General features: G+C 63.4%; 19 protein-coding genes and 4 pseudogenes. 13 read left to right on the plus strand and 10 right to left on the minus strand.

Annotation, left to right across the window (positions count from 1 at the left end):
• Nucleotides 1-102 precede the first annotated feature (102 nt).
• The 6 genes and pseudogenes from APH25_RS14940 to APH25_RS14965 form a co-directional block, all read left to right on the plus strand.
• Nucleotides 103-864, plus strand: a pseudogene (locus APH25_RS14940) (glycoside hydrolase family 3 C-terminal domain-containing protein); the annotation flags it as partial.
• 42 nt (nt 865-906) lie between these two features.
• Entirely contained in the window at nt 907-2,661 is a 1,755-nt protein-coding gene (locus APH25_RS14945; RefSeq protein ID WP_060482455.1) for an ATP-binding protein, read from the plus strand.
• Nucleotides 2,658-3,992 carry a sigma-54 dependent transcriptional regulator gene (locus APH25_RS14950; RefSeq protein ID WP_060482456.1) on the plus strand — a complete coding sequence of 445 codons (1,335 nt, stop codon included), beginning with the start codon at nt 2,658-2,660 and terminating at the stop codon, nt 3,990-3,992. The genes APH25_RS14945 and APH25_RS14950 overlap by 4 nt, the downstream gene beginning before the upstream one ends.
• 244 nt (nt 3,993-4,236) lie before the next feature.
• Nucleotides 4,237-5,556 carry an MFS transporter gene (locus APH25_RS14955; RefSeq protein WP_028635093.1) on the plus strand — a complete coding sequence of 440 codons (1,320 nt, stop codon included), beginning with the start codon at nt 4,237-4,239 and terminating at the stop codon, nt 5,554-5,556.
• A gap of 290 nt (nt 5,557-5,846) precedes the next feature.
• Nucleotides 5,847-6,053 (plus strand): annotated as a pseudogene (locus APH25_RS14960) (heme utilization protein); the annotation flags it as partial.
• Between the two features lie 97 nt (nt 6,054-6,150).
• Complete coding sequence (locus APH25_RS14965; RefSeq protein ID WP_028635094.1) at nt 6,151-6,756, plus strand: flavin reductase family protein; 606 nt, start codon at nt 6,151-6,153, stop codon at nt 6,754-6,756.
• On the opposite strand, the gene APH25_RS14970 is transcribed toward APH25_RS14965, so the two are convergent.
• A complete protein-coding gene (locus tag APH25_RS14970; RefSeq protein ID WP_060482458.1) occupies nt 6,757-6,990 on the minus strand; it encodes a hypothetical protein in 234 nt (77 codons plus the stop codon). It abuts the gene before it with no gap.
• A 76-nt stretch (nt 6,991-7,066) separates the two neighbouring features.
• On the minus strand, nt 7,067-7,360 hold the full coding sequence (locus APH25_RS14975) for a putative quinol monooxygenase (RefSeq protein ID WP_028635096.1): 294 nt from the start codon (nt 7,358-7,360) through the stop codon (nt 7,067-7,069).
• A 201-nt stretch (nt 7,361-7,561) separates the two neighbouring features.
• Here APH25_RS14975 and APH25_RS14980 point away from each other — a divergent pair, with 201 nt between their 5' ends.
• Nucleotides 7,562-8,482, plus strand: a complete 921-nt coding sequence (locus tag APH25_RS14980) for an AraC family transcriptional regulator (RefSeq protein ID WP_028635097.1) — start codon at nt 7,562-7,564, stop codon at nt 8,480-8,482.
• An 8-nt stretch (nt 8,483-8,490) separates the two neighbouring features.
• Here APH25_RS14980 and APH25_RS14985 read toward each other — a convergent pair whose 3' ends face one another.
• Nucleotides 8,491-10,125, minus strand: a complete 1,635-nt coding sequence (locus tag APH25_RS14985; RefSeq protein WP_060482459.1) for a 5-guanidino-2-oxopentanoate decarboxylase — start codon at nt 10,123-10,125, stop codon at nt 8,491-8,493.
• Nucleotides 10,126-10,239: 114 nt separating this feature from the next.
• Here APH25_RS14985 and APH25_RS14990 point away from each other — a divergent pair, with 114 nt between their 5' ends.
• On the plus strand, nt 10,240-11,148 hold the full coding sequence (locus APH25_RS14990) for a LysR substrate-binding domain-containing protein (RefSeq protein WP_060482460.1): 909 nt from the start codon (nt 10,240-10,242) through the stop codon (nt 11,146-11,148).
• Here APH25_RS14990 and APH25_RS25005 read toward each other — a convergent pair.
• Both APH25_RS25005 and ttgR read right to left on the minus strand, forming a co-directional pair.
• A pseudogene (locus APH25_RS25005) lies at nt 11,124-11,309 on the minus strand (NAD(P)-dependent oxidoreductase); the annotation flags it as partial. The gene APH25_RS14990 and the pseudogene APH25_RS25005 overlap by 25 nt on opposite strands.
• Nucleotides 11,305-11,781: pseudogene (gene ttgR, locus APH25_RS14995) on the minus strand (efflux transport transcriptional regulator TtgR); the annotation flags it as partial. The pseudogenes APH25_RS25005 and ttgR, both read right to left, overlap by 5 nt.
• 254 nt (nt 11,782-12,035) lie before the next feature.
• Between ttgR and APH25_RS15000 the strand changes: the two are divergent.
• From APH25_RS15000 to APH25_RS15020, 5 genes are all read left to right on the plus strand, one after another.
• Nucleotides 12,036-13,193, plus strand: a complete 1,158-nt coding sequence (locus APH25_RS15000) for an efflux RND transporter periplasmic adaptor subunit (protein ID WP_060482461.1) — start codon at nt 12,036-12,038, stop codon at nt 13,191-13,193.
• A gap of 3 nt (nt 13,194-13,196) precedes the next feature.
• Nucleotides 13,197-16,349 carry a multidrug efflux RND transporter permease subunit TtgB gene (gene ttgB / locus APH25_RS15005; RefSeq protein WP_060482462.1) on the plus strand — a complete coding sequence of 1,051 codons (3,153 nt, stop codon included), beginning with the start codon at nt 13,197-13,199 and terminating at the stop codon, nt 16,347-16,349.
• A complete protein-coding gene (locus APH25_RS15010) occupies nt 16,346-17,800 on the plus strand; it encodes an AdeC/AdeK/OprM family multidrug efflux complex outer membrane factor (RefSeq protein ID WP_060482463.1) in 1,455 nt (484 codons plus the stop codon). The genes ttgB and APH25_RS15010 overlap by 4 nt, the downstream gene beginning before the upstream one ends.
• 236 nt (nt 17,801-18,036) lie before the next feature.
• Nucleotides 18,037-19,290, plus strand: coding sequence for an OprD family porin (locus tag APH25_RS15015; RefSeq protein ID WP_060482464.1), 1,254 nt, complete (start codon nt 18,037-18,039; stop codon nt 19,288-19,290).
• Between the two features lie 137 nt (nt 19,291-19,427).
• Nucleotides 19,428-19,913: a DUF962 domain-containing protein gene (locus APH25_RS15020; protein WP_060482465.1), complete on the plus strand. Its 486-nt coding sequence runs from the start codon at nt 19,428-19,430 to the stop codon at nt 19,911-19,913.
• A gap of 161 nt (nt 19,914-20,074) precedes the next feature.
• On the opposite strand, the gene pcaC is transcribed toward APH25_RS15020, so the two are convergent.
• The 5 genes from pcaC to pcaF all read right to left on the minus strand — a co-directional run bounded on the left by pcaC (nt 20,075) and on the right by pcaF (nt 25,278).
• Nucleotides 20,075-20,467, minus strand: a complete 393-nt coding sequence (gene pcaC / locus APH25_RS15025) for a 4-carboxymuconolactone decarboxylase (RefSeq protein WP_060482466.1) — start codon at nt 20,465-20,467, stop codon at nt 20,075-20,077.
• A gap of 10 nt (nt 20,468-20,477) precedes the next feature.
• Nucleotides 20,478-21,269 carry a 3-oxoadipate enol-lactonase gene (gene pcaD, locus APH25_RS15030; RefSeq protein ID WP_060482467.1) on the minus strand — a complete coding sequence of 264 codons (792 nt, stop codon included), beginning with the start codon at nt 21,267-21,269 and terminating at the stop codon, nt 20,478-20,480.
• A gap of 11 nt (nt 21,270-21,280) precedes the next feature.
• On the minus strand, nt 21,281-22,633 hold the full coding sequence (locus tag APH25_RS15035) for a 3-carboxy-cis,cis-muconate cycloisomerase (protein WP_060482468.1): 1,353 nt from the start codon (nt 22,631-22,633) through the stop codon (nt 21,281-21,283).
• Nucleotides 22,634-22,642: 9 nt separating this feature from the next.
• Nucleotides 22,643-23,932 carry an MFS family transporter gene (locus APH25_RS15040; protein WP_028635114.1) on the minus strand — a complete coding sequence of 430 codons (1,290 nt, stop codon included), beginning with the start codon at nt 23,930-23,932 and terminating at the stop codon, nt 22,643-22,645.
• 140 nt (nt 23,933-24,072) lie between these two features.
• Complete coding sequence (gene pcaF, locus APH25_RS15045) at nt 24,073-25,278, minus strand: 3-oxoadipyl-CoA thiolase (RefSeq protein ID WP_174435885.1); 1,206 nt, start codon at nt 25,276-25,278, stop codon at nt 24,073-24,075.
• Between the last annotated feature and the right edge of the window lie 154 nt (nt 25,279-25,432).

The following is a 25,432-nucleotide window of genomic DNA, read 5'->3' on the forward strand; positions in this document are numbered from 1 at the left end:
GCTCGCTGTACCCTTGATACTGTCCAGGCTTGGCGATATGACTGCCTCATTTTTATTTTTAGCTGTTGTTGGAAATCTACTACCAGACTTTATCGCAGAAGGCGTGGTATGTCCCACGAGTCGTCCAGCCGCACCACCCTCGAGATCCCGGCCAGCCAGCGTGAACTGATCAAGGCGCTGAAGGCCACCGGTAAACCGCTGGTACTGGTGTTGATGAATGGCCGCCCGCTGTCCATCAGCTGGGAGCGGGAGCAGGCTGACGCCATTCTGGAAACCTGGTTTGCCGGCACCGAAGGGGGTAACGCCATCGCCGATGTGCTGTTCGGTGACTACAACCCGTCCGGCAGGCTCCCCATCACCTTCCCGCGGTCTGTCGGGCAGATCCCGATGTACTACAACCACACCCGTATCGGCCGGCCGTTCACGCCGGGCAAGCCGGGCAACTACACCTCGCAGTACTTCGAGGAACCCAACGGCCCGCTGTACCCATTCGGTTACGGCTTGAGCTACACCCGCTTCGAACTGTCGGGGCTTGACCTTTCGCACAAGCAGTTCAAGCGCGGCGATACCCTGCAGGCCAAGGTGACGGTGAAAAACACCGGCAAGGTTGCCGGCGAGACCGTGGTGCAGCTGTACCTGCAGGATGTAACCGCGTCGATGAGCCGGCCAGTCAAGGAGCTGAAGCATTTCCAGAAGGTGATGTTGCAGCCCGGCGAAACGCGGCAGTTAACCTTCGCCATCCGCGAAGACGACCTGAAGTTCTATAATGGCCAACTGCAGCGGGTTGCCGAGCCGGGTGAGTTCAACGTGCAGGTGGGGCTGGACGCCGAGGCAGTGCAGCAACAGGGCTTCGAGTTGCTTTGACTGAGTAGGCCGCCCCGATAGCCAACCACCGGACCTGACCCGATGCCCTTCACCTTCCGCGCCCTGCGTCTGGGGCTGATCACCTTGCTGATCGTGCTGGGCACCGTGCTGAGCGCGGGCTGGGCCATGCACCACGCCAAGCGCCAGGCCATGGAGGCCGACGCCCGGCTTGCCAGCCAGCAGTTGGGCCTGTACGCCAATACCCTGCACACCCTGATCGACCGTTACAGGGCGCTGCCTGCGGTGCTGGCACTGGACCCGGAACTGATCGCCGCCTTGCGCGGCCCTGTCGACGACCAGGTGCAAGACGCCCTGAACCGGAAGCTTGAAAGGATCAACGGCGCGGCCAACTCGTCCACCCTCGAACTGCTCGACCACACCGGGCTGGCCATCGCTGCCAGCAATTGGCGGCTACCCACCAGCTACGTGGGCTCCAACTATGGCTTCAGGCCCTATTTCACCCAGACCCGCAACCAGGGTAACGGTCGCTTCTACGCCGTGGGTGTGACCAGTGGCGTACCGGGGTATTTTCTGTCGAGCGCGGTGCTCGACGAACAGGGCCGCTTTCTCGGCGCCATGGTTGTAAAACTGGAGTTTCCAGAGCTTGAGCGTGAGTGGCGCCAAGGCAGCGACATTCTGTTGGTCAGCGATGCCCGCGGCATCACCTTCATTGCCAACCAGGACGGCTGGCGCTACCGGGAGCTGCAGCCGCTGAGCGGTGCCGACCGTGCCGAACTGGCTGAAACCCGTCAGTACGACAAGCAACCCCTTGTGCCCCTGCCCCATCAGGTGCTCACCCGGTTTGCCGCCAACAGCACCCTCAGCCGCGTGCAGGGCCCCCAGGGCAGTGCCGATTACCTGTGGGAAACCCTGCCGCTGGACAGCGAGCGCTGGGCCCTGCACCTGCTGCGCAAGCCCCAGGTAGGCCCGGATGCCCGCAATGCGGCATTGGGCGCAGCTGCCGTGTGGCTCAGCCTGGTGTTCGCGGCGCTGTTCGTCAGCCAGCGCCTGCGTATTGCCCGCCTGCGCCAGCGCAGCCGCGCCGAGCTTGAGCGCCAGGTCGAGGAGCGCACCCGGGAGCTGCGCACCGCCCAGGAAGGGTTGGTACAAACGGCAAAACTGGCGGCACTGGGGCAGATGTCTGCGGCCATGGCCCATGAGATCAACCAGCCGCTGACAACCCAGCGCATGCAGCTGGAAACCCTGCGCCTGCTGCTGGACCATGGGCGCTACGATGAAGCGCGCCAGGCCCTCGAACCCCTGGAGCAGATGCTGACCCGCATGGCGTCCCTCACCAGCCACCTGAAAACCTTCGCCCGCAACAGCCCGGGTGGCCTACGCGAGCGGCTAGACCTGGCCACCGTGGTCGACCAGGCCCTGCACCTGCTGGAAACCCGCATCCACAGTGAAGGCATCCAGCTGGCCCTGTACCTGGCGCGCCCGGCCTGGGTGCGGGGCGATGCCATCCGCCTGGAACAGGTGTTGATCAACCTGTTGCGCAATGCCCTGGACGCCATGGCCAACAAAGGCTACCGCCGCCTTGAAATCCGCATAGAACCGCAAGCCGGGCTGTGGCGCCTGAGTATTCTGGACTCGGGCGGTGGTATCGCCGAGGCCGACCTGGCCAGAATCTTTGAGCCGTTCTTCACCACCAAACCCGTAGGCGAAGGCCTGGGGCTTGGCCTGGCGATATCGTATGGCATCGTGCATGACGCAGGTGGCCGGCTACAGGCAGAGAACGTGCCCGGCGGCGCCTGCCTTAGCCTGACCCTGCCCCGTGACCTGGAGCCCGCATGATGAATTCAGTGATCGTCATCGACGATGAGGCCAGCATCCGTAGCGCTGTGGAGCAGTGGCTGAGCCTGTCCGGTTTCAATGTGCAGCTGTTCGCCCGTGCCGACGAGTGCCTGGCGCAGCTGCCAGCGCACTTCCCCGGGGTGGTCATCAGCGACGTCCGCATGCCGGGCATGGATGGCCTGCAGTTGCTGGAACGCCTGCAGGCAGCCGACCCCGACCTGCCTGTGATCCTGCTGACCGGCCATGGCGATGTGCCAATGGCCGTGGACGCCATGCGCAGCGGTGCTTATGACTTCCTGGAAAAGCCATTCACCCCGCAACACCTGCTGGGCAGCCTGCGCCGCGCCCTGGAGAAACGCCAGCTGGTACTGGAAAACCGCCGCCTGCACGAACAGGCCGACCTCAAGACCCGGCTGGAGGCGAGCTTGCTTGGCGTGGCCCAAAGCACGCAGTTGCTGCGCCGCCAGTTGCTCGACCTGGCAGGTCTGCCCGTCAATGTGCTGATCCGTGGCGAGACGGGCAGTGGCAAAGAGCGGGTGGCGCGCTGCCTGCATGACTTTGGCCCACGGGGCGACAAGCCTTTTGTGGCACTCAACTGCGCGGCCATTCCGGAAGCGTTGTTCGAGGCTGAGCTGTTCGGCCATGAAAGCGGTGCCTTCACGGGCGCCCAGGGCAAGCGCATCGGCAAGCTGGAGTACGCCAGCGGCGGCACGGTGTTTCTCGACGAGATCGAAAGCATGCCGCTGGCGCAGCAGGCCAAGCTGCTTCGGGTGATACAAGAGCAGAAAATCGAACGCCTGGGCGCCAACCAGAGCATCAGTGTGGACCTGCGCATCATCGCGGCCACCAAACCCGACCTGCTCGAAGAGGCACGGGCCGGGCGCTTTCGCGAAGACCTTGCCTACCGGCTGAATGTTGCCGAGTTGCGCCTGGCGCCTTTGCGCGAACGGCGCGAAGACATCGCCGTACTGTTCGAGCACTTTGCCACCGCCGCTGCCAACAAGCTGGGCCGCAATGCCGTGCCCCTGTCTGGCGCACAGTTGGCCCAGCTGCTCACCCATGACTGGCCGGGCAACGTGCGCGAACTGGCCAACGCGGCAGAGCGTCATGCGCTAGGGCTTGGCTCACCCACCCTTGACCCTGTGCCGGCAGGTCAATCCCTGAGCGAGCGTATGGAAGCCTACGAAGCGCAGTGCCTGCGCGCAGCGCTGCGCCAGCATGGGGGCGAGATCAAGGCCGTGATGGACGACCTGCAGCTTCCCAGGCGCACCCTCAACGAAAAGATGCAGCGCCACGGCTTGCTACGAGAAGATTTCCTGTCGAGCCAATAAGCGGAAATCCGCCTACTCAGCCAGCCCTATAAGCGGATTTTTGCTTGCACAAGGTGTAGGGCCACCCACTTCTGGCTGTTGGCCTGCGCCACTGGCCACACCCCAGGCGCAGTGCTGGTAAGGGCTACCGCCCCTCAAATGCCCAAAGACGGGTCACTGCGCCCCCATTTGGCACACCTTCTGCAATCACTAGTGCCAGCTGCGCCCAGGCGCGCTTCACAAAAACAACGAGAAGGTATCCCTGATGGATAACGCCACCTCCCTGCCAGCCGGGGCGGCCAACGCGCCGGCCGCAGAAAAAACCACCGCCAGTCGCCTCAAATCGATCTTCAGCGGTTCCATCGGCAACATGGTCGAATGGTATGACTGGTACGTCTACGCAGCATTCTCGCTGTACTTCGCCAAGGCATTCTTCCCGGCGGGCGACTCCACTGCACAATTGCTCAACACCGCGGCGATCTTCGCCGTAGGCTTCCTGATGCGCCCCATCGGTGGCTGGTTGATGGGCTTGTACGCCGACCGCAAGGGCCGCAAGGCGGCGCTGATGGCGTCGGTACTGCTGATGTGCGCCGGCTCGCTGGTCATCGCCCTTACCCCCGGTTACGAAACCATAGGCGTTGCTGCCCCCGTTCTGCTGGTGATTGCGCGCCTGATGCAGGGCTTGTCGGTGGGTGGCGAATACGGCACCTCGGCCACCTACCTCAGTGAAATGGCCAGCAAGGACCGCCGTGGCTTCTTCTCGAGCTTCCAGTACGTCACGCTGATCTCCGGCCAGCTCATCGCCCTGGCTGTGCTGATCATCCTGCAACAAACCCTGACCACCGAGCAGCTGTATGCCTGGGGCTGGCGCGTACCGTTCGTGATCGGTGCCCTGTGCGCCGTGGTGGCCCTGTACCTGCGTCGCGGCATGGAAGAAACCGCCTCTTTCACCAAGAAGGAAAAGGCCAAGGAAAGCCTGATGCGCACCCTGATGCGCCACCCCAAGGAACTGCTGACCGTGGTCGGCCTGACCATGGGCGGCACCCTGGCGTTCTACACCTACACCACCTACATGCAGAAGTACCTGGTGAATACGGTGGGCATGAGCATCAGTGACTCCACCACCATCTCGGCCGCCACGCTGTTCCTGTTCATGTGCCTGCAACCGGTGATTGGCGGGTTGTCCGACAAGATCGGCCGCCGCCCCATCCTGATTGCCTTCGGTGTACTGGGCACGCTGTTCACCGTACCGATCCTCAGCACCCTGCACACTATCCAGACCTGGTGGGGCGCGTTCTTCCTGATCATGGCGGCGCTGATCATCGTCAGCGGCTACACCTCGATCAACGCGGTGGTAAAAGCCGAACTGTTCCCCACCGAAATCCGCGCCCTGGGGGTCGGCCTGCCCTACGCCCTGACGGTGTCGATCTTTGGTGGTACCGCTGAATACGTGGCGCTGTGGTTCAAGAGCGCGGGTATGGAAAGCGGGTTCTACTGGTACGTCACAGGGTGCATCGCCTGCTCCCTGCTGGTGTACGCCACCATGAAGGACACCAAGCAGCACTCCCGGATCACCACCGACTGATCGCTGCCGGTAACAACGAAAAAGGGCGCTCCAGTGATGGAGCGCCCTTTTTGTTGTGCCTACCCCTTAATACTCGATTAATTCCACAGCCAGATACTGCCCAGGCTGAATAATCATTTGCCCCAGCATCTTGCGAATCGCCGCCGCTCACGCGATGGCAGGCACTTGAGTACACCAACATATCGAATTATACGATTATTTAACGCAGATTTATGCGCTTAACAATCAATATTGTGGGCGTAAAATGTGATGCATACCTACACAGTCACCCGTTCATTGGAGTAACCCTTATGAAAATCCACACCCTTCTTGCCCTCGTTCTGTCGTTGTCTGCTGCTGGCGCTTATGCCGAAGACGGTTTCGACCGTACCAAGGCGCACGGTTTTGCAGCGCCCCACGCACAGGCGTCCGGCTACGCAGAAGACGGCTTTGACCGCACCGGTGCCCAGCGCTTCGCGGAAGATGGCTTCGATCGCACCCATGGCCATCGCATCAGCTGACGCTACAGCGCTGCCTGATGATTTGCAGGCGGCCGCAGCCTTGGCACACTAGGGGCCCGTCAACCCAGGAGGTGGGCCGGCAAGCCCAGCACCGATGTACTACTACGAACCCGCACAAGGCCACGGCCTGCCGCATGACCCGTTCAACGCCATCGTTGGCCCCCGCCCGATCGGCTGGATCTCCTCCCAGGACCGCCAGGGCCGCCTGAACCTGGCGCCCTACAGCTTCTTCAACGCCTTCAACTACATCCCGCCGATCATCGGTTTCTGTAGCGTGGGGCGTAAAGACAGCCTGAACAACATCGAGCAGACTGGGGAGTTTGTCTGGAACCTGGCAACCCGGCCGTTGGCCGAGCAGATGAACCAGAGCTGTGCGGCAGTACTGCCGGAAGTGAACGAGTTCGAACTGAGCGGGCTCACGGCCGCCCCGTCGCGCATCGTCAAGGTGCCGCGGGTAGGCGAAACGCCGGTGGCCTTCGAGTGCAAGGTAACCCAGATCGTGCAACTGCAGCGTGCTGACCAGCAGCCGGTGCCCAGCTGGCTGATCCTGGGCGAGGTGGTGGCCGTGCATATTGCCGAGCACCTGCTCAAGGACGGCATCTACGACACCGCTGCCGCCGAACCCATCCTGCGTGGCGGCGGCCCGGCGGACTATTTCGAACTGGGCAACCTGTTCAAGATGGCCAGGCCGCAGGCCTGATCACCAGATCAGCTCGCCTGCTTCGCTTACACCTTGCAGGCGCTGCAACTCGGCCGTGGCCGCTTCATCGGCAGCCACGGCGCCCTTGAACACCTGCCCCTCCAGCACCTTGTGGAAGCGCGGTGCGCCGCCCATGCCCAGCGCCTTCACCGCGATGGCCGCGTGGTAGCCCCCGCCGTCCACCGGCACCATCGCCGAAACTGCCTCGAATTGTGCAAACTCCCTACGTGCCATAGTGCTTTCCGCGTGGTTGAAAGAGCCGTCATGTTACGCCAAGCAGCCCGGCAACGCGGCTGTCGCGTGCCACCGGTCAGCCAAAGGTGTGCAGGTCGAGGCTGCTGACCACTTCGGCCTGCACCAGCTCACCGAACACCTGCAGGGTAGGCGAGGCGAAGTAGCCGTTCATCGCCTGCTGGTCCTGCCAGCTGCCGCTGAGCAACCACAGGTCGGCATCGGCCTGGGAACGCTGCACGGTAAAGCTCAGGCAACCCGGGGCGCCCAGCGAAGGTTCGAGCAAGTCACGCAAGCGGGCGCCCAGCTCGGCCGAGCGGCCGTTACTGGCGCGGATGAAAGCAAGGTGGGTGACCGGTTGTTTGAGCGTCATTGCACCATCTCCCTGAAGCGGCGGTCGGGTAAGCCAGGCTGGCAAGGTTAGAGCGCCACCGGCCGTTCACGTTAGGCCAATACTGCACGCCGATTGCCTGATCCTGCCGCGCTGCAGGATCAGGCAATCGGCGTGCAGTATTCGACTAGCTTCATGTGTTGCCCAAACCTATGCTGCGTCGGTCAGCAGAGGAATGCCACCATGACCACCGCCCCGCCCCTAGACCCGCATCTGGAAACCCATCGCCAGGAGCTGGCCGCGCTGATCGGCCGCCATGCCGGCGATCCCCACGGGCCCGCCTCGGCCATCGACAACCTGTACCTGGTGCGCTACACCGAGAACGTCCGCTCGGTGCCCACGCTGGCCCAACCTGCGCTGTGCATCCTGGCGCAAGGCAGCAAAAGCCTGTTTCTGGGCGACGAGCAATATGCCTACGACCCGCTGCACTACATGGTGGTGTCGGTGACCTTGCCGCTCAGTGCGGTAAAGCTCGATGCCAGCCCGCAGAACCCCAGCCTGGGCCTGCGCATGGACCTGGACCCTGCCGAGATCAGCCAGCTGATCGCCGAAAGCGGGCCGATGCTGGTGCCTAACCGGCCTTCGGGGCGGGGTTTGTACGTGGAAAAGACCGACGCTGCATTGCTCGATGCCTTATTGCGGCTGATCCGCCTGTTGGACAGCCCACGGGACATCGGCATGCTGGCGCCGCTGTTTCGGCGGGAAATCCTCTACCGTTTACTGCGTGGGCCCCAGGGCTATCGGCTGTACGAAATCGCCCTGGCCAACAGCCAGACCCACCGGGTGTGCCAGGCAATCAGCTGGCTCAATGAAAACTTCCAGCTGCCGCTGCGCATCGAGGACCTGGCCCGCGAGGTCAACCTCAGCACCTCTACATTGCACCACCGCTTCAAGGCAGTGACCTCCATGAGCCCGCTGCAGTACCAGAAGCAGCTGCGCCTGCAGGAGGCCCGCAGGCTCATGCTCAATGACGGGCTGGAAGCCGCCGTGGCGGCCTATCGGGTGGGTTATGAAAGCCCCTCGCAGTTCAGCCGCGAATACAGCCGGTTGTATGGCGCGCCACCGATCCGCGACGTGGCACGCCTGCGCTCCAGTGCCGGCTAGGCCGGCCTTCAGCCCGGCACAGCCTGCTGCCACTGCTGCTGGTCGATGTGCAGCAGGGTCGGGCCGCTGCGTCTGGCCGCCTGGGCCAGCGCTGTGTGCAATTGCGGCACATCGGCCACGTGTTCAGCCGCCGCACCCAGCGCCTGAGCCACGGCGACGAAGTCGGGGGTATGAATGTCTACCCCGACCGGCTCGATGGCCCGGTTGACCATGTACTTCTTGATCTCTTCATAGCCCTGGTTATTCCACAACAGCACGATCAGCGGCACCTGCGCCTGCACCGCACTGGCCAGCTCCGGCAACGTGAACTGCAACCCGCCGTCGCCAATCAGGCACACCGCTGGCGCGCGGTCTTCGCTTTTGACCGCACTACCCAGCCACGCCCCCATCGCGGCAGGCAGTGCATAACCCAGGGTGCCGTAGCCGGTCGATGCATTGAACCAGCGCCGTGGTCGGTCCATGTCCAAGGTGAAATTGCCGGTGTACACCGGCTGGGTCGAATCGCCCACCAGAATGGCATCCGTCAGGCTTTGCAGCGTGGCTGTCAGCAAGCGCGTCTGGCTCAGGGTAGCCTGGTCCCATTGCCGAGCCACGGCCAGGCGCAGTGCTGCCACCCGGCCAGCACCCCACCCCGCCTGGTGCACAGTCTGCCGGCCACGCAGGGCAGCGAGCAGCCCCTCCAGGGCCAACCTGGCGTCTGCCACCAGGGCAAGCGCTGGCACGTAGTTACGCACGGTCTGGTCAGGGTCGATATCAATGCGCAGCAGACTGCCTGGGATCTCGAAGCCTCCCTGGAAGGTCACATCGTAATCGGTTTCGCCAAGCTCTGTACCGATGGCAAGCACAACATCGGCCTCCGCCACCAGTGCACGGGTCGCCTGCAGCGACTGTGTCGAACCGATCAGCAGCGGATGGGCCGCAGGTAACAGGCCCTTGGCGTTGATGGTCAAGGCCACGGGCGCCTGCAGATGCTCGGCCAACTGCGCCAGCGCTTCGCCCGCCGCCAGGGCACCGCCGCCGACCAGCAGCAGTGGCCGCTTGGCCACTGCCAGGCGCTCGGCCATCTGGTGCAAGGGTTGTAGCGCGGGCCCCGCCCTGTGGGTACGCACCGGCCTTGCCGGCAGCAAGTGGTCGGCAGGCTCCACCAGCACGTCCAAGGGGATCTCGATGTGAACAGGCCGTGGCCGCGCGCCCTCGAACACCGCAAACGCCCGCGCCAGCACCGCGGGCAGCTCGCCCGCGCTCATCAAGGTGTGGGAAAACGCAGCCACGCCCGCGACCAGTGCGCCCTGATCGGGCAACTCGTGCAGCTTGCCACGGCCACCGCCCAGTTGGTTTTGGGCCTGCACACTGGAAATGACCAGCATCGGAATGGAGTCCGCATAGGCCTGGCCCATGGCCGTGGTGATATTGGTCATGCCTGGCCCGGTGATGATGAAACACACCCCAGGTTGACCCCGGGTACGTGCATACCCGTCGGCCATGAAGCCTGCGCCTTGCTCATGGCGTGGCGTAATGTGCGTGATGGCAGAACCCGCCAGGCCACGGTATAGCTCGACGGTATGCACACCGGGAATGCCGAAGACATGGTCCACGCCATAAGCCTCAAGCCACTTCACCAACACTTCGCCACAAGTTGCCATGCGCTTCCACCCTGTTCATGCATCGGACAAGGGCTTATTGGACGCAACGATGGCCTACCCGCACAATGCAAAAATACACATACTTGCCATGTCCTGAGATCATGACTGCTTCCAATGAATCGCTTACCTCCCCTGCCTGCACTGCACACGTTTCTGGTCACTGCCCAGCACTGCAATTTCACCCGCGCTGGCCAGCAGCTGCATATCACCCAAGGGGCTGTGAGCCGCCAGATCGCGGCCCTGGAAGCACACCTGGGTTACCCGCTGTTCCAGCGCCAGGCCAGAGGCCTGAGCCTGACCCGCGAAGGCCTCGACTGGCTGCCTCGGGTACAGCAGGTGTTTACCCTCATCGAGCAGGGTGTACGTGAGGTGGCTGGGCACAGCAGCACCCTGCAACTCAAGGCGCCGACCTGTGTGATGCGCTGGCTGCTGCCGCGCCTGATGCAATGGCAGGCCCTGCGCCCGGAGGTGCCGGTGGAACTGACCACCACCGTGCAGCATGGCGTGGACCTGCACCGGGAAGGCTTCGATGCCGCAGTGGTCTATGGCGCTGCACCGCCCCAGGGGCTGCGGGCGTACAAGCTGTTCGATGAGCAACTCACCCCGGTCTGCGCGCCGTCACTACGCGAAGGCCTACCCCCTTTGTTGCAGCCCCAGGACCTGGGCGAGCACATGCTGCTGCATCCGTCGCGGGACGAGCGGGACTGGCATGCCTGGCTTCAGGCCGCCGGGCTGACCCTGAGCGGTCGAGGGCACAAACAGCATTTCGAGACGCTGGACATGGCCATGGCCATGGCTGCGCAAGGCACGGGGGTTGCCATCGGTGACTGGGCGCTGATCGGCGAAGACCTGCGCGCAGGGCGCCTGTGTACGCCGTTCGCCTTGAGGGTGATGACCGGCAAGGGCTACTACCTGGTCAGCCAGGCCAAGGGCCTGGCACCTGGGTTGGTCGAGTTGCTGGCGTGGCTGCAGGCCTGTGCCAGCACTGACCCTGCGGATCAGTACCCGGCCGTGAAGCGCTGACGCGAATGCCGGGGGGTGTCCAGTTCATCGAGCAAGGCAATTGCATAATCGGCAAAGGTAATCCAGCTTTTGCCGTCGGCCCCGATCAGCAAGTGGTCCTTGCCGAGCACATAGTGCCCGCTACGTTCGCCTTCGACGAACTCGGCCGAGGGCGACGTCCAACCTTTCGGGCAGTTGGCCACGGCGCACGGCATTGGCAAGGGCCAGGGTGATGCCTTTATGGCAATCCAGTACCGCCGCCTGGCGCTGCTGGCGGATTTCGCACATATCATCGGTGAACTCGCACTTGTGATGCAGAATCTCATTGATACGCCGGGTTCTGGCGTCGAGCACGAGCTCGTTGAACACCTGCAGCAACAGCTTGCGCATGCAGTCGAGCGGGTCCATTTCGTCTTCGCTCTCACTGGCGCGTGCAAGATGGTCATGGGTTTCGTGCAGGCTATCGAGCAACGCCTGCACCAGTTCGGCTTTATTATTGAAGTGCCAGTAGATCGCCCCGCGCGTCACACCCGCCAGTTCGGCGATGTCAGCCAGGGTGGTTCGCGCGACCCCGCGCTTGTAGAAAGCCTTTTCCGCTGCCTCGATGATCTGGGCGCGAGTTTCCTGGGCTTCCTCTTTGGTTCGACGGACCATGGCAGTACAACCTCATCTGGCCCACACGTGAGACTGCGTGCGGGGCTCCGGGGCACCTCTGCTGGGGGCCTCACGGATCAAGCTAATCAAGGGCTGTAGTGGTAACGGAGTACAACTCAGCGGTATTTACAAACAACCATGAATGTAAGTATATTCCTTAGCAAGCTATTTATCCACCGGGTAACCTGTTATCCGGATCAAGACTCTTCCACTACTCTTGAGCGTCTCCCTGCTCCAGCGCCCCGAGGATACTCATGCAATTCAAGCCAGCCGTTACCGCTCTGGTTTCCGCCGTCGCCCTGGCAACCCTGCTCAGTGGCTGCAAGAAAGAAGAAGCGTCAGCGCCCGCGGCGCAGGCTCCTCAGGTCGGCGTCGTCACCCTTCAGCCCCAGGCTTTCACCTTGACCACCGAGCTGCCGGGGCGCACCACCGCCTACCGGGTTGCCGAAGTGCGCCCGCAGGTCAATGGCATCATCCTCAAGCGCCTGTTCAAGGAAGGCAGCGAGGTGAAGCAGGGCCAGCAGCTGTACCAGATCGACCCTGCGGTCTACGAGGCGAACCTGGCCAATGCCCAGGCCGACCTTCAGGCGACCCGCTCGCTGGCCGATCGCTACAAGCAGCTGATCGATGAACAGGCGGTTTCCCGGCAGGAATACGATGACGCCAATGCCAAGCGCCTGCAGGCAGAAGCGTCGCTCAAGAGCGCCCAGATCGACTTGCGCTACACCAAGGTCATGGCACCGATCAGCGGCCGGATCGGCCGTTCTGCGGTAACCGAGGGCGCGCTGGTGAACAATGGCCAGACCAGCGCCATGGCCACCATCCAGCAACTGGACCCGATCTACGTCGACGTCACCCAGTCCACTGCCGAACTGCTCAAGCTGCGCCGTGACCTTGAAAGCGGCCAACTGCAGAAGGCCGGCGACAACGCCGCCTCGGTGCAACTGGTGCTGGAGGACGGCAGCCTGTTCAAGCAGGAAGGCCGCCTGGAATTCTCGGAAGTGGCCGTGGACGAAACCACCGGCTCGGTGACCCTGCGCGCCATCTTCGCCAACCCTGACCACACGCTGCTGCCAGGCATGTTCGTGCACGCGCGGCTCAAGGCCGGCGTCAACGCCAATGCCATCCTTGCCCCGCAGCAGGGTGTAACCCGCGACCTCAAAGGCGCACCCACAGCGCTGGTGGTAGGCAAGGACAATAAGGTCGAGCTGCGCCAGCTCAAGGCCAACCGTACCCTGGGCAGCGACTGGCTGATCGAGGAAGGCCTGAACCCGGGCGACCGCCTGATCACCGAAGGCCTGCAGTACGTGCGCCCTGGCGTCGAGGTCAAGGTCAGCGACGCCACCAACGTCAAGAAGCCGGGTAGCCCTGAACAGGGCAACGCAGCGCCAGCTGACGCCAAAGCGGAGTAAACCATGTCGAAGTTCTTTATTGATCGCCCGATCTTCGCCTGGGTGATCGCCTTGGTGATCATGCTGGTCGGCGCCCTGTCGATCCTGAAGCTGCCGATCAACCAGTACCCCAGTATCGCGCCACCGGCCATCGCCATCGCCGTGACCTACCCGGGCGCCTCGGCGCAGACCGTGCAGGACACCGTGGTGCAGGTGATCGAGCAGCAGCTCAACGGTATCGACAACCTGCGGTACGTGTCGTCTGAAAGCAACTCAGACGGCAGCATGACCATCACGGCCACCTTCGAACAGGGCACCAACGCTGACACCGCGCAGGTTCAGGTTCAGAACAAGCTCAACCTGGCCACGCCCCTGTTGCCGCAGGAAGTGCAGCAGCAGGGTATCCGCGTCACCAAGGCAGTGAAGAACTTCCTGCTGGTGATCGGCCTGGTGTCCGAAGACGGCAGCATGACCAAGGACGACCTGGCCAACTACATCGTCTCCAACATGCAGGACCCGATCTCGCGTACCGCAGGTGTGGGCGACTTCCAGGTGTTCGGCGCGCAGTACGCCATGCGTATCTGGCTGGATCCGGCCAAGCTGAACAAGTTCCAGCTGACCCCGGTGGACGTGAAAACTGCCGTGGCCGCACAGAACGTGCAGGTTTCCTCGGGCCAGCTCGGCGGCCTGCCGGCCATGCCGGGTACCCAGCTCAACGCCACCATCATCGGCAAGACCCGCCTGCAAACCGCCGAGCAGTTCAAGAAGATTCTGCTCAAGGTCAACAGCGACGGCTCTCAGGTACGCCTGGGCGACGTCGCAGACGTTGGCCTGGGTGGTGAAAACTACGCCGTCAGTGCCCAGTTCAACGGCAAGCCGGCGTCGGGCCTTGCGGTCAAGCTGGCCACCGGTGCCAACGCCCTGGACACTGCCAAGGCACTGCGCCAGACCATTGCCGACCTGGAGCCGTTCTTCCCGCCGGGGGTCAAGGCCGTATTCCCCTATGACACCACGCCGGTGGTCACCGAATCGATCAGCGGGGTTATCCACACCCTGATCGAAGCCGTGGTCCTGGTGTTCCTGGTGATGTACCTGTTCCTGCAGAACTTCCGCGCCACCATCATCACCACCATGACGGTACCGGTGGTGTTGCTGGGCACCTTCGGCATCCTTGCAGCAGCGGGCTTCAGCATCAACACCCTGACCATGTTCGCCATGGTGCTGGCTATCGGCCTGCTGGTGGACGACGCCATCGTCGTGGTCGAGAACGTCGAGCGGGTCATGTCCGAGGAAGGCTTGCCGCCCAAGGAGGCGACCAAGCGCTCGATGGAGCAGATCCAGGGGGCCCTGGTGGGTATCGCCCTGGTGCTGTCGGCGGTACTGCTGCCCATGGCCTTCTTCGGTGGCTCCACCGGGGTAATCTACCGGCAGTTCTCCATCACCATCGTCTCGGCCATGGGCCTGTCGGTGCTGGTGGCGCTGGTGTTCACCCCGGCCCTGTGCGCCACCATGCTCAAGCCGCTGAAAAAGGGCGAGCACCACGTGGCCAAAGGTGGTTTCTTCGGCTGGTTCAACCGCAACTTCGACCGTAGCGTGAACGGCTACGAGCGCAGCGTGGGCGCCATCCTGCGCAACAAGATTCCGTTCCTGCTGGCCTATGCACTCATCGTGGTGGGCATGATCTGGCTGTTCACGCGCATTCCAACGGCGTTCCTGCCTGAAGAAGACCAGGGTGTACTGTTTGCCCAGGTACAGACCCCGGCCGGTTCCAGTGCCGAGCGCACCCAGGCGGTGGTCGACCAGATGCGCGAGTACCTGCTCAAGGACGAAGCGGACACGGTATCGTCGGTGTTCACCGTCAACGGCTTCAACTTCGCCGGCCGTGGCCAGAGCTCGGGCATGGCGTTCATCATGCTCAAGCCGTGGGGTGAGCGTTCGGCCGAAAACAGCGTGTTCGGCCTGGCCCAGCGTGCCCAGCAGCACTTCTTCAGCTTCCGTGACGCGATGGTGTTCGCCTTCGCCCCGCCTGCCGTGCTCGAGCTGGGTAACGCCACCGGCTTCGACGTGTTCCTGCAGGACCGTGGTGGCGTCGGCCACGCCAAGCTGATGGAGGCGCGTAACCAGTTCCTGGCCAAGGCGTCGCAAAGCAAGATCCTCGCCGGCGTGCGCCCCAACGGCCTGAACGATGAGCCGCAGTACCAGCTGACCATCGATGACGAACGTGCCAGTGCCCTGGGCGTGACCATCTCCGACATCAACAACACCCTGTCGATTGCCTTGGGCGCCAGCTACGTCAACGACTTCATCGACCGCGGCCGGGTCAAGAAGGTGTACATCCAGGGTGAGGCGAATGCCCGCATGAGCCCGGAAGACCTGCAGAAGTGGTACGTGCGCAATGGCGCAGGCGAAATGGTGCCGTTCTCCTCGTTCGCCAAGGGTGAATGGACCTACGGTTCGCCCAAGCTGTCGCGCTACAACGGTGTAGAGGCCATGGAGATCCTCGGTGCCCCGGCCCCTGGCTACAGCACGGGTGAGGCCATGGCCGAGGTCGAGCGGATTGCCGGCGAGCTGCCAAGCGGTGTCGGCTTCGCCTGGACCGGCATGTCCTACGAGGAAAAACTGTCCGGTTCGCAGATGCCGGCCTTGTTCGCCCTCTCGGTACTGTTCGTGTTCCTGTGCCTGGCAGCGCTGTACGAAAGCTGGTCGATCCCTATCGCGGTGGTGCTGGTAGTGCCGCTGGGTATCATCGGTGCGCTGATCGCCACCAGCCTGCGCGGGCTGTCCAACGACGTGTACTTCCTGGTGGGCCTGTTGACCACCATCGGTCTGGCGGCGAAAAACGCCATTCTGATCGTCGAGTTCGCCAAGGAACTGCACGAACAGGGCCGCAGCCTGTATGACGCAGCCATCGAGGCCTGCCGCATGCGTCTGCGCCCGATCATCATGACCTCGCTGGCGTTCATTCTGGGCGTGGTACCGTTGACCATCGCCAGCGGCGCCGGGGCCGGCAGCCAGCACGCCATCGGTACTGGCGTGATCGGCGGCATGATCAGCGCCACCGTACTGGCAATCTTCTGGGTACCGCTATTCTTCGTCGCAGTGTCGTCGCTGTTCGGCAGCAAAGAGCCGAAAAAGGACGATACCCCTGAAACCCCACGTTATGAGGCTGGGCAATGACCAAGTCTTTGTTGTCCCTGGCAGTTACCGCTCTCGTGCTTGGCGGCTGCTCGCTTATCCCCGATTACAAAACCCCGGAAGCGCCGGTGGCTGCCCAGTGGCCACAAGGTCCGGCGTACTCGCCAACCCAGTCGGCCAACGTTGCCGCCGCCGAACAAGGCTGGCGTCAGTTCTTCAACGACCCAGCGCTGCAGCAGTTGATCCAGACCGCGCTGGTGAACAACCGCGACCTGCGTGTGGCAGCCCTGAACATCGACGCCTACCGTGCGCAATACCGCATCCAGCGCGCCGACCTGTTCCCGGCGGTGTCGGCCACCGGCAGCGGTAACCGCCAGCGCGTGCCGGCCAACATGTCGCAGACGGGTCAGTCGGCCATCACCAGCCAGTACTCGGCCACGCTGGGTGTGAGCGCCTACGAACTGGACCTGTTCGGCCGTGTTCGCAGCCTTTCCGAACAGGCTCTGGAAACGTACTTGTCCAGCGAGCAGGCACGCCGCTCCACGCAGATCAGCCTGGTGGCCAGCGTGGCCAATGCCTACTACACCTGGCAGGCCGACCAGGCCCTGTTCAAGCTGACTGAGGATACCCTCAAGAACTACCAGGAAAGCTTCAACCTCACGCGTCGCAGCAACGAAGTGGGCGTGGCATCAGCACTGGACCTGAGCCAGGCACGCACCGCCGTCGAGGGCGCGCGGGTGAAGTATTCCCAGTACCAGCGCCTGGTTGCCCAGGATGTGAACAGCCTCACCGTGCTGCTGGGCACCGGTATCCCGAACAACCTGCCTGAGCCGCTCAAGCTGGATGCCGATCAGTTGGCCGACGTGCCGGCTGGCCTGCCTTCAGACCTGCTGCAGCGGCGCCCGGACATCCAGGAGGCCGAGCACCTGCTCAAGGCCGCCAACGCCAACATCGGCGCCGCGCGGGCTGCGTTCTTCCCGAGCATCAGCCTGACCGCCAACGCGGGCACGCTCAGCCCTGACATGGGCGGGCTGTTCAAGGGCGGTTCGGGCACCTGGTTGTTCCAGCCACAGATCAACCTGCCGATCTTCAACGCCGGCAGCCTCCGGGCCAGCCTGGATTACTCGAAGATCCAGAAGGACATCAACGTCGCCAAGTACGAAAAGACCATCCAGACCGCTTTCCAGGAAGTCTCTGATGGCCTGGCGGCGCGCAAGACCTTCGAAGAGCAGTTGCAGGCGCAACGTGACCTGGTGCAGGCCAACCAGGATTACTACCGCCTGGCCGAGCGCCGCTACCGCATCGGCATCGACAGCAACCTGACCTACCTCGATGCCCAACGCAACCTGTTCAGTGCCCAGCAAGCGCTGATCGGTGACCGCCTTTCGCAGCTGACCAGCGAGGTCAACCTGTACAAGGCCCTGGGCGGCGGTTGGTATGAGCGCACCGGCCAGGCCAACCAGCAAGCCGCGGTGCAAACGCCCCAAGGCTGACGCCATTGTTGTACGCAGGCGTGGCGCCCGCCGCGCTTGCATACAACAATTAACTAACTGGAACATTCCGTTCGATTATCGCCCCATTCCGTCTACGGCGAATTGCCTCTCCCCCGCACCACCCCGCACCATCTTCCCCACGCAACGTTGCCCCGGTTTACGGAATACCGACCGCCTCAGCCGGCCTGCGCCTGCAAGGCACCGATTCGCCCATAAAAACAAGAGATCCACGACACATGAGCACTTTGCCACCCGCACGCCAGCTGCTGCCCGGCCTGTTGGCCATGTCCTGCGCTTTCCCTCTGTACGCCGCCGAAGGGGGGTTCATGGAGGACGCCAAGGCGACTCTCAACCTGCGCAACTTCTACATAAACCGCAATTTCGTCGACCCGGCACATGCTCAGGGCAAGGCCGAGGAATGGACGCAAAGCTTCATTCTGGATGCCCGCTCCGGTTTCACTCAGGGCACCGTCGGCTTCGGTGTGGATGTACTGGGGCTGTACTCGGTCAAGCTCGACGGTGGTAGGGGTACCACCAACACTCAACTGCTGCCGGTGCACGATGACGGTCGTCCGGCCGACGACTTCGGCAGGCTTGGGGTAGCGCTGAAGGCCAAGCTGTCCCAGACGGAACTGAAAGTCGGTGAGTGGATGCCGGTGCTGCCGATCCTGCGCTCGGACGATGGTCGCTCGTTGCCCCAGACCTTCCGTGGCGGCCAGCTCACCTCGAAGGAAATCGCCGGGCTGACCCTGTACGCCGGGCAGTTCCGCGGCAACAGCCCGCGCAACGATGCGAGCATGGACGACATGTCGCTCACCGGCCGCGCCGCCATCACCTCCGACCGCTTCAACTTCGCCGGTGGTGAGTACACCTTCAACGACAAGCGCACCATGATCGGCCTGTGGGATGCCCAGCTCAAGGACATCTACCGCCAGCAGTACCTCAACCTGGTGCACAGCCAGCCGCTGGGCGACTGGACCCTGGGTGCCAACCTGGGCTACTTCATCGGCAAGGAAGATGGCTCCGAGCGGGCCGGCAAGCTGGACAACCGCACCGCCTCGGCCATGCTCTCGGCACGCTACCAAGGCCATACCTTCTACGTCGGCCTGCAGAAGGTCAGCGGCGACAACGCCTGGATGCGGGTCAACGGCACCAGCGGCGGCACACTGGCCAACGACAGCTACAACTCAAGCTTCGACAATGCCAAGGAGCGCTCGTGGCAGGTTCGCCATGACTTCAACTTCGCCACTGTCGGCGTACCGGGGCTGACCCTGATGAACCGCTACATCAAGGGTGACAACGTCACAGCGGGCCGTGTGGATGACGGCAAGGAATGGGCCCGTGAGACGGAACTCGCCTACGTGATCCAGGCCGGCACCTTCAAGGACCTATCGCTTAAATGGCGAAATTCGACCATGCGCCGTGACTTCAGCACCAACGCGTTCGATGAGAACCGGCTGATCGTGAGTTACCCCCTCAACCTGCTGTAAGCGCCTGGCTGCATAAGGCCCGCCCCGCTTGCCGGGTGCGGGCTCGCCATTCGTCTGGCTGATGATGGTGGAGCCTGGGGCTATCCTGAGCTATATCGGGAGCAACATCCCGATCAGGCACGACAGGAGGCACAACAATGAAAACCCTCGCCGAGCACCTGAGCCAGTACGCCAGCTACCACCGCGACCCGCGCAACATCGCCACCCATTTCATCGGCATCCCCATGATCGTGCTGGCCGTGGCCATCCTGCTGTCGCGCCCTGGCTGGGAGGTAGCCGGTGTATGGCTGTCCCCTGCCCTGCTCGCGGTGGTGGCTGCTGTCTGGTTTTACCTGCGGCTCGATATCCCGTTCGGCCTGGTGATGGGGTTGTTGCTGGGGCTGTGCCTGTGGGTAGGCCAGGCGCTGGCGGTGCAGGCTACCGCAGTGTGGCTTATGGCCGGCCTGGGTGCATTCGTGGTGGGTTGGGTGATCCAGTTCGTGGGGCATTACTACGAGGGGCGTAAACCGGCATTCGTCGATGACGTCAGCGGCCTGATCATCGGCCCGCTGTTCGTGGTGGCTGAAGCGGCGTTCCTGCTGGGCCTGCGGTCATCCCTAAAGCGCAGCATTGATACGGATTGAGATAGCGTGAGGGCCGCCAGGGGCCTGCCTTGAGGGTTTTTTCGCCTGTGAGATCGAGCGCCGCGCGGGCGGCGCTTGACCTCACAGGCGCAATCACTGTTACGGCGAACACCCTTCAGCCCCACATGGCATATCGCATGCTGCGGCGTTCGGCCGAAGGGTCAGCCGCGCGATTCGACGCCCAGCTCATCCCACACCGACTCAGCTAGGTGGAACGTGGCATTGGCTGCCGGGATGCCGCAGTAGATAGCGCTCTGCATCAGCACCTCCTTGATTTCTTCACGGGTTACGCCATTGTTGGCAGCCGCGCGCAAGTGCAGTTTCAGCTCGTCGTTGCGGTTCATGCCGATCAGCATGGCGATGGTGATCAGGCTGCGGGTGTGGCGTGGCAGGCCCGGGCGGGTCCAGATGTCGCCCCAGGCATGGCGGGTGATCATTTCCTGGAACTCGCCATTGAAGTCGTTCAGCTTCTCCAGGCTGCGGTCCACGTGGGCATCACCCAGTACCGCACGGCGTACCTGCATGCCGGCGTCGTAACGTTGTTTCTCGTCCATGGTCAAGTACTCAGTGAGCCTGCAGAAAGTCGAGCACGCGGCGGCTGAACGCTTCGCCGATCTCCACGTTGGACAAGTGCGCCGCCGGGAACTCGGCATAGTCGGCACCCTGGATGGCAGCCTGCATAAAGCGGCCGTGAACCGGCGTGGTCACCACGTCCTCGGTACCGGCAACAATCAGGGTAGGCACCTGAATACCGCCTACTTGCTCGCGGAAGTCCGCATCACGTACCGCCGCACAGTTGGCTGCGTAGCCTTGCGGGCTGGTCTGCGCCAGCATCTGGCAGATGCGCTGCGCCTGTTGTGGCTGGGCCTGGGCAAAGCCCGGGGTGAACCAGCGGGCGATGGAGGCATCACGCAACTCGACCATCGCCTGTTGCCCGCCCTTGAGCACGGTGTCGATGCGGCTGTTCCACACCTCGGCAGTGCCGATCTGGGCGGCGGTGTTGCACAAGGTGAGGCTGCGCAGGCGCTGGCCGGCATTGATGCCCAGCCACTGCCCGATCAGGCCGCCCATCGAAAGGCCGACAAAATGCGCTTGCTGGATATCCAGGGCATCCAGCAGAGCCAGTACGTCACGGCCCAGTTGCTCGATACTGTACGGGCCGGCCGTGACCAACGATGCGCCATGCCCCCGGGTGTCGTAGCGCAGCACACGAAAGTGTTGGCTCCACAGCGGCAATTGGGTCTCCCACATGCCGAGGTCGGTACCCAACGAGTTGGACAAGACCAGCACCGGCGCCGCTTCGGGGCCATCGATCTGGTAATTCAAAACGCCATCGGCCAGTTGCACGTGCGCCACAGCGGTCTCCTTCAGGCAGTGAAATGTTGATGTTCGGACACAGCACGCGCTACCCACACCCGGGCCTGGCCCAGGTAATGCGCGGGGTCGAGCAGGCGGTCCAGTTCTTCGGCAGACAACTGCGCCGTGACCTGCGGTTCATCGCCCAGCACCGCGCGCAAATGGCGCTGCTCGGCGACCGCACGGCGGCAGCACTGCTCCAGCAAATGGTGGGCACTGTCGCGGCCAAGCCGCTGGGCCAGCACGATGCTTACAGCCTCGGCCAGTACCAGCCCTTGGGTCAGGTCCAGGTTACGGCGCATGCGCGGGGCGTCCACTTCCATGCCCTGGGCAATGATCTGGGCCTGGCGCAGCGCCCCGGAAACCAAACAGCAGATCTCAGGCAGGGTTTCCCATTCTGCATGCCACAGCCCCAAGCTGCGTTCGTGCTCCTGCGGCATGGCCGCAAACAGCGTCGAAACCAGGCCCGGTACCCGCGTAGCCGCGCCAATCAGCACAGCGGCGCCCACCGGGTTACGTTTGTGCGGCATGGTCGACGAGCCGCCCTTGCCCGGTGCGGAAGGCTCGAACACCTCCCCCGCCTCGGTCTGCATCAGCAGGCTGACGTCACGCCCGAACTTGCCCAGGCTACCGGCGATCAGCCCCAGCACCGAGGCGAACTCCACCAGGCGGTCACGCTGGGTGTGCCAGGGCTGCTCCGGCAGCGTCAGCTGCAACTGTTCGGCCAGGCCTTCGGCCACCGGCAGTGCCTTGCTGCCCAACGCCGCCAGGCTGCCAGAGGCACCCCCTAACTGCAGCACCAGCAACCGCGGCCGTAACTGTTGCAGGCGCTGGCGGTGGCGTGTGAGCGCACCCAGCACGCCAGCCAGTTTCATGCCGAGGGTAACCGGGGTTGCATGCTGCAACCAGGTGCGGCCCACCAGCGGCGTATCGGCGTGCAGCAGCGCCTGGCGGGCCAGCGTGTCGGCCAGTGCAGCCAGGTCAGCCTCGACAAGCGCCAACGCATCGCGCAGCTGCAGCACCAGGCCAGTGTCCATGGCGTCCTGGCTGGTGGCGCCAAGGTGCACGTAGCGTTCAGCTTCCGGTACACCCGTGGCGATCACCTTGCCCAGCGCCTTCACAAGTGGGATGGCCGAATTGCCAGCCGTGGCGATCGCCTCGGCAAGCGCCCCCACGTCATAGCGTTCGGCCTTGCAGGCCGCCTCAATCGCAGCCACCGCACTTTGCGGCACCAGCCCTGCCGCCGCCTCGGCCCGCGCCAGGGCGGCTTCGAAGTCGAGCATGCCCTGCAGGCGACCGCGGTCGGAGAACACCTCGCGCATGGCCGGCGCGGTGAAGTAGGCATCGAACAACTGGTTGGTCATGCAACGTCCTTAATGATCGTGGTGCAAGTATTCCGCTTGCTTGGGCAGGCGCAGGCTGAACAGGAAGGCGATTGCCATCATGGCCGTGACATACCAGTAGAAGGTGTTTTCCATGCCCAGGGTCTTCAGGCCCAGGGCCACGTATTCAGCCGACCCGCCAAAGGCAGCGTTGGCCACCGCATAGGCCAGCCCCACACCCAATGCCCGCACCTGTGGCGGGAACATCTCGGCCTTAACCAGGCCGCTGATCGAGGTGTAGAAACTGACGATGCACAGCGCCAGGCTGACCAATACGAAGGCCATGAACGGGCTGCTCACGGTTTTCAGTGCCATCAGCAACGGCACCGTGAACAGCGTGCCCAACGCGCCGAACAGCAGCATGGAATTGCGCCGCCCGATACGGTCGGAAAGCATGCCGAAGAACGGCTGCAGCACCATGAACAGGAACAGCGCGCCGGTCATCACGTAGCTGGCGTTCTTCGCGGTCATGCCGGCCGTGTTCACCAGGTATTTCTGCATGTAGGTGGTGAAGGTATAGAAGATCAGCGAGCCACCGGCGGTGTAGCCCAGCACGGTAATGAATGCCGCCAGGTGGTTGCCAAACAGGCCGCGAATACTGCCTGCGTCCTTGTCCTGCCGGGTTTCGGCGCTGCTGGTTTCATGCAGCGAGCGGCGCAGCATCAACGAAATCACCGCGGCGATGGAGCCCACCACGAAGGGGATGCGCCAGCCCCAGGCGCGCAGTTCGTCCTCGGTCAGCACCTGCTGCAGGACCACCACCACCAGCACAGCCAGCAACTGGCCGCCGATCAGGGTCACGTACTGGAACGAGGCGAAGAAACCACGCTGCCCGCGCAAGGCCACCTCGCTCATGTAGGTGGCCGTGGTGCCATATTCGCCACCCACCGAAAGCCCCTGGATAAGCCGCGCCAGCAACAGCAGCGCCGGCGCCCATGTGCCGATGCTGGCGTAGGTGGGCAGGCAGGCGATCATCAGGGAACCGAAGCACATCATCAGCACCGAGATCATCAGGGAGTTCTTGCGGCCATGCCGGTCGGCCAGGCGGCCGAAAATCCAGCCGCCGATCGGGCGCATCAGGAACCCGGCGGCGAATACACCAGCAGTGTTCAGCAACTGCACGGTAGGGTCGTCAGAGGGGAAGAAGGCCGGAGCAAAATAGATCGCACAGAAGGCGTAGACATAGAAGTCGAACCATTCCACCAGGTTGCCTGATGAGGCACCGACGATGGCAAAGATGCGCTTGCTGCGCTCTTCACCGGTGTAATAGCTTGAGGTCATGAGGGTTTTGCTCCTGGAGGGTACAAGGTAAGTCTAGACATACCTAGTAACACACATGTTCCACCAAGTGGCCGCCAATAGGCGTTGTGTCTAACAGCAAGGGCCTGTCAGCGCACAGTGCGCGAGCAGGCCCCTACCGTTCACACGCGCTCGATGGCCAACGCCAGGCCTTGCCCTACGCCTACGCACATGGTCGCCAGGCCCTTGCGCCCGCCGCTTTTCTCCAGCTGGTGCAATGCCGTGAGTACCAGCCGTGCACCACTCATGCCCAGCGGGTGGCCCAGGGCAATCGCGCCACCGTTGGGGTTTACCTGCGGGGCATCGTCCGCTACCCCCAACTCGCGCAACACCGCCAGGCCCTGGCTGGCAAAGGCTTCATTGAGCTCAATGACGTCGAAATCGCTCACCGCCACACCCAGCCGCTCGGTCAGCTTGCGAACTGCAGGCACCGGGCCGATACCCATGACACGCGGCGCCACACCGGCACTGGCCATGCCCAGTACCCGGGCACGTGGGGTAAGGCCATGCTTCTCGACCGCCTCTGCCGATGCCAGGATCAACGCCGCCGCACCATCGTTGACCCCCGAAGCGTTGCCTGCCGTGACGGTTTTGTCCGGGCCGTTGACCGGTTTCAAGCGGGCCAGGGTTTCCAGGGTGGTGTCCGGGCGCAGGTGCTCGTCCTGCTCGACCACGGTTTCACCCTTTCTGCCAGCAATGCGCACCGGCACAATCTCTTCGGCGAAGAACCCGGCGGCCTGGGCAGCTGCAGCCTTCTGCTGGCTGCGCACGGCGAAGGCATCCTGGTCAGCGCGGGAAACCTGGTAATCGTCTGCCACGTTGTCGGCCGTTTCGGGCATGGCGTCCACCCCGTACTGGCTTTTCATCAGCGGGTTGACGAAGCGCCAGCCGATGGTGGTGTCTTCAAGCTTCATGCTGCGCGAGTAGCCGCTCTCGGCCTTGCCCATTACGAAGGGGGCGCGCGACATCGACTCCACGCCGCCGGCAATGGCCAGTTCCATCTCGCCGCTGGCAATGGCACGGAACGCTGTACCGATGGCATCCATGCCCGAAGCGCACAGGCGGTTCAGGGTGACGCCGGGAATGCTCTCGGGCAGGCCGGCCAGCAGCAGCGCCATGCGCGCCACGTTGCGGTTGTCTTCACCGGCCTGGTTGGCACAGCCGAAAAACACTTCGTCCAACTGGTCCCACTGCACGCCAGGGTTGCGCTCGATCAGCGCCTTGAGGGGCACAGCAGCCAGGTCGTCCGCACGCACGGCGGCCAGAGCGCCGCCAAAACGGCCAATAGGGGTGCGAATGGCATCGCAGATGTATACGTCGCGCATCAGACTGCTCCTGCTGCTTGGCCGTGGGCCGCAGCGGTACGGGCTTCAAGGTCGCGGACGAACTGCTTCACGGCCTCGTTGAGCGAGAGAATTGTAGCCATTGGAGGCTCCTGGTCAGGGTGTTTCTATGGGGTTCAGATTAGGGAGAATGACCCGG

The organism is Pseudomonas sp. NBRC 111119, assembly GCF_001320125.1.
GTDB classification, from domain to species: domain Bacteria; phylum Pseudomonadota; class Gammaproteobacteria; order Pseudomonadales; family Pseudomonadaceae; genus Aquipseudomonas; species Aquipseudomonas parafulva.

Coding starts and splice junctions, on each gene's coding strand:
- APH25_RS14945 (WP_060482455.1), top strand. CDS start 907: ATGCCCTTCACCTTCCGCGCCCTGCGTCTGGGGCTGATCACCTTGCTG.
- APH25_RS14950 (WP_060482456.1), top strand. CDS start 2,658: ATGATGAATTCAGTGATCGTCATCGACGATGAGGCCAGCATCCGTAGC.
- APH25_RS14955 (WP_028635093.1), top strand. CDS start 4,237: ATGGATAACGCCACCTCCCTGCCAGCCGGGGCGGCCAACGCGCCGGCC.
- APH25_RS14965 (WP_028635094.1), top strand. CDS start 6,151: ATGTACTACTACGAACCCGCACAAGGCCACGGCCTGCCGCATGACCCG.
- APH25_RS14970 (WP_060482458.1), bottom strand. CDS start 6,990: ATGGCACGTAGGGAGTTTGCACAATTCGAGGCAGTTTCGGCGATGGTG.
- APH25_RS14975 (WP_028635096.1), bottom strand. CDS start 7,360: ATGACGCTCAAACAACCGGTCACCCACCTTGCTTTCATCCGCGCCAGT.
- APH25_RS14980 (WP_028635097.1), top strand. CDS start 7,562: ATGACCACCGCCCCGCCCCTAGACCCGCATCTGGAAACCCATCGCCAG.
- APH25_RS14985 (WP_060482459.1), bottom strand. CDS start 10,125: ATGGCAACTTGTGGCGAAGTGTTGGTGAAGTGGCTTGAGGCTTATGGC.
- APH25_RS14990 (WP_060482460.1), top strand. CDS start 10,240: ATGAATCGCTTACCTCCCCTGCCTGCACTGCACACGTTTCTGGTCACT.
- APH25_RS15000 (WP_060482461.1), top strand. CDS start 12,036: ATGCAATTCAAGCCAGCCGTTACCGCTCTGGTTTCCGCCGTCGCCCTG.
- ttgB (WP_060482462.1), top strand. CDS start 13,197: ATGTCGAAGTTCTTTATTGATCGCCCGATCTTCGCCTGGGTGATCGCC.
- APH25_RS15010 (WP_060482463.1), top strand. CDS start 16,346: ATGACCAAGTCTTTGTTGTCCCTGGCAGTTACCGCTCTCGTGCTTGGC.
- APH25_RS15015 (WP_060482464.1), top strand. CDS start 18,037: ATGAGCACTTTGCCACCCGCACGCCAGCTGCTGCCCGGCCTGTTGGCC.
- APH25_RS15020 (WP_060482465.1), top strand. CDS start 19,428: ATGAAAACCCTCGCCGAGCACCTGAGCCAGTACGCCAGCTACCACCGC.
- pcaC (WP_060482466.1), bottom strand. CDS start 20,467: ATGGACGAGAAACAACGTTACGACGCCGGCATGCAGGTACGCCGTGCG.
- APH25_RS15035 (WP_060482468.1), bottom strand. CDS start 22,633: ATGACCAACCAGTTGTTCGATGCCTACTTCACCGCGCCGGCCATGCGC.
- APH25_RS15040 (WP_028635114.1), bottom strand. CDS start 23,932: ATGACCTCAAGCTATTACACCGGTGAAGAGCGCAGCAAGCGCATCTTT.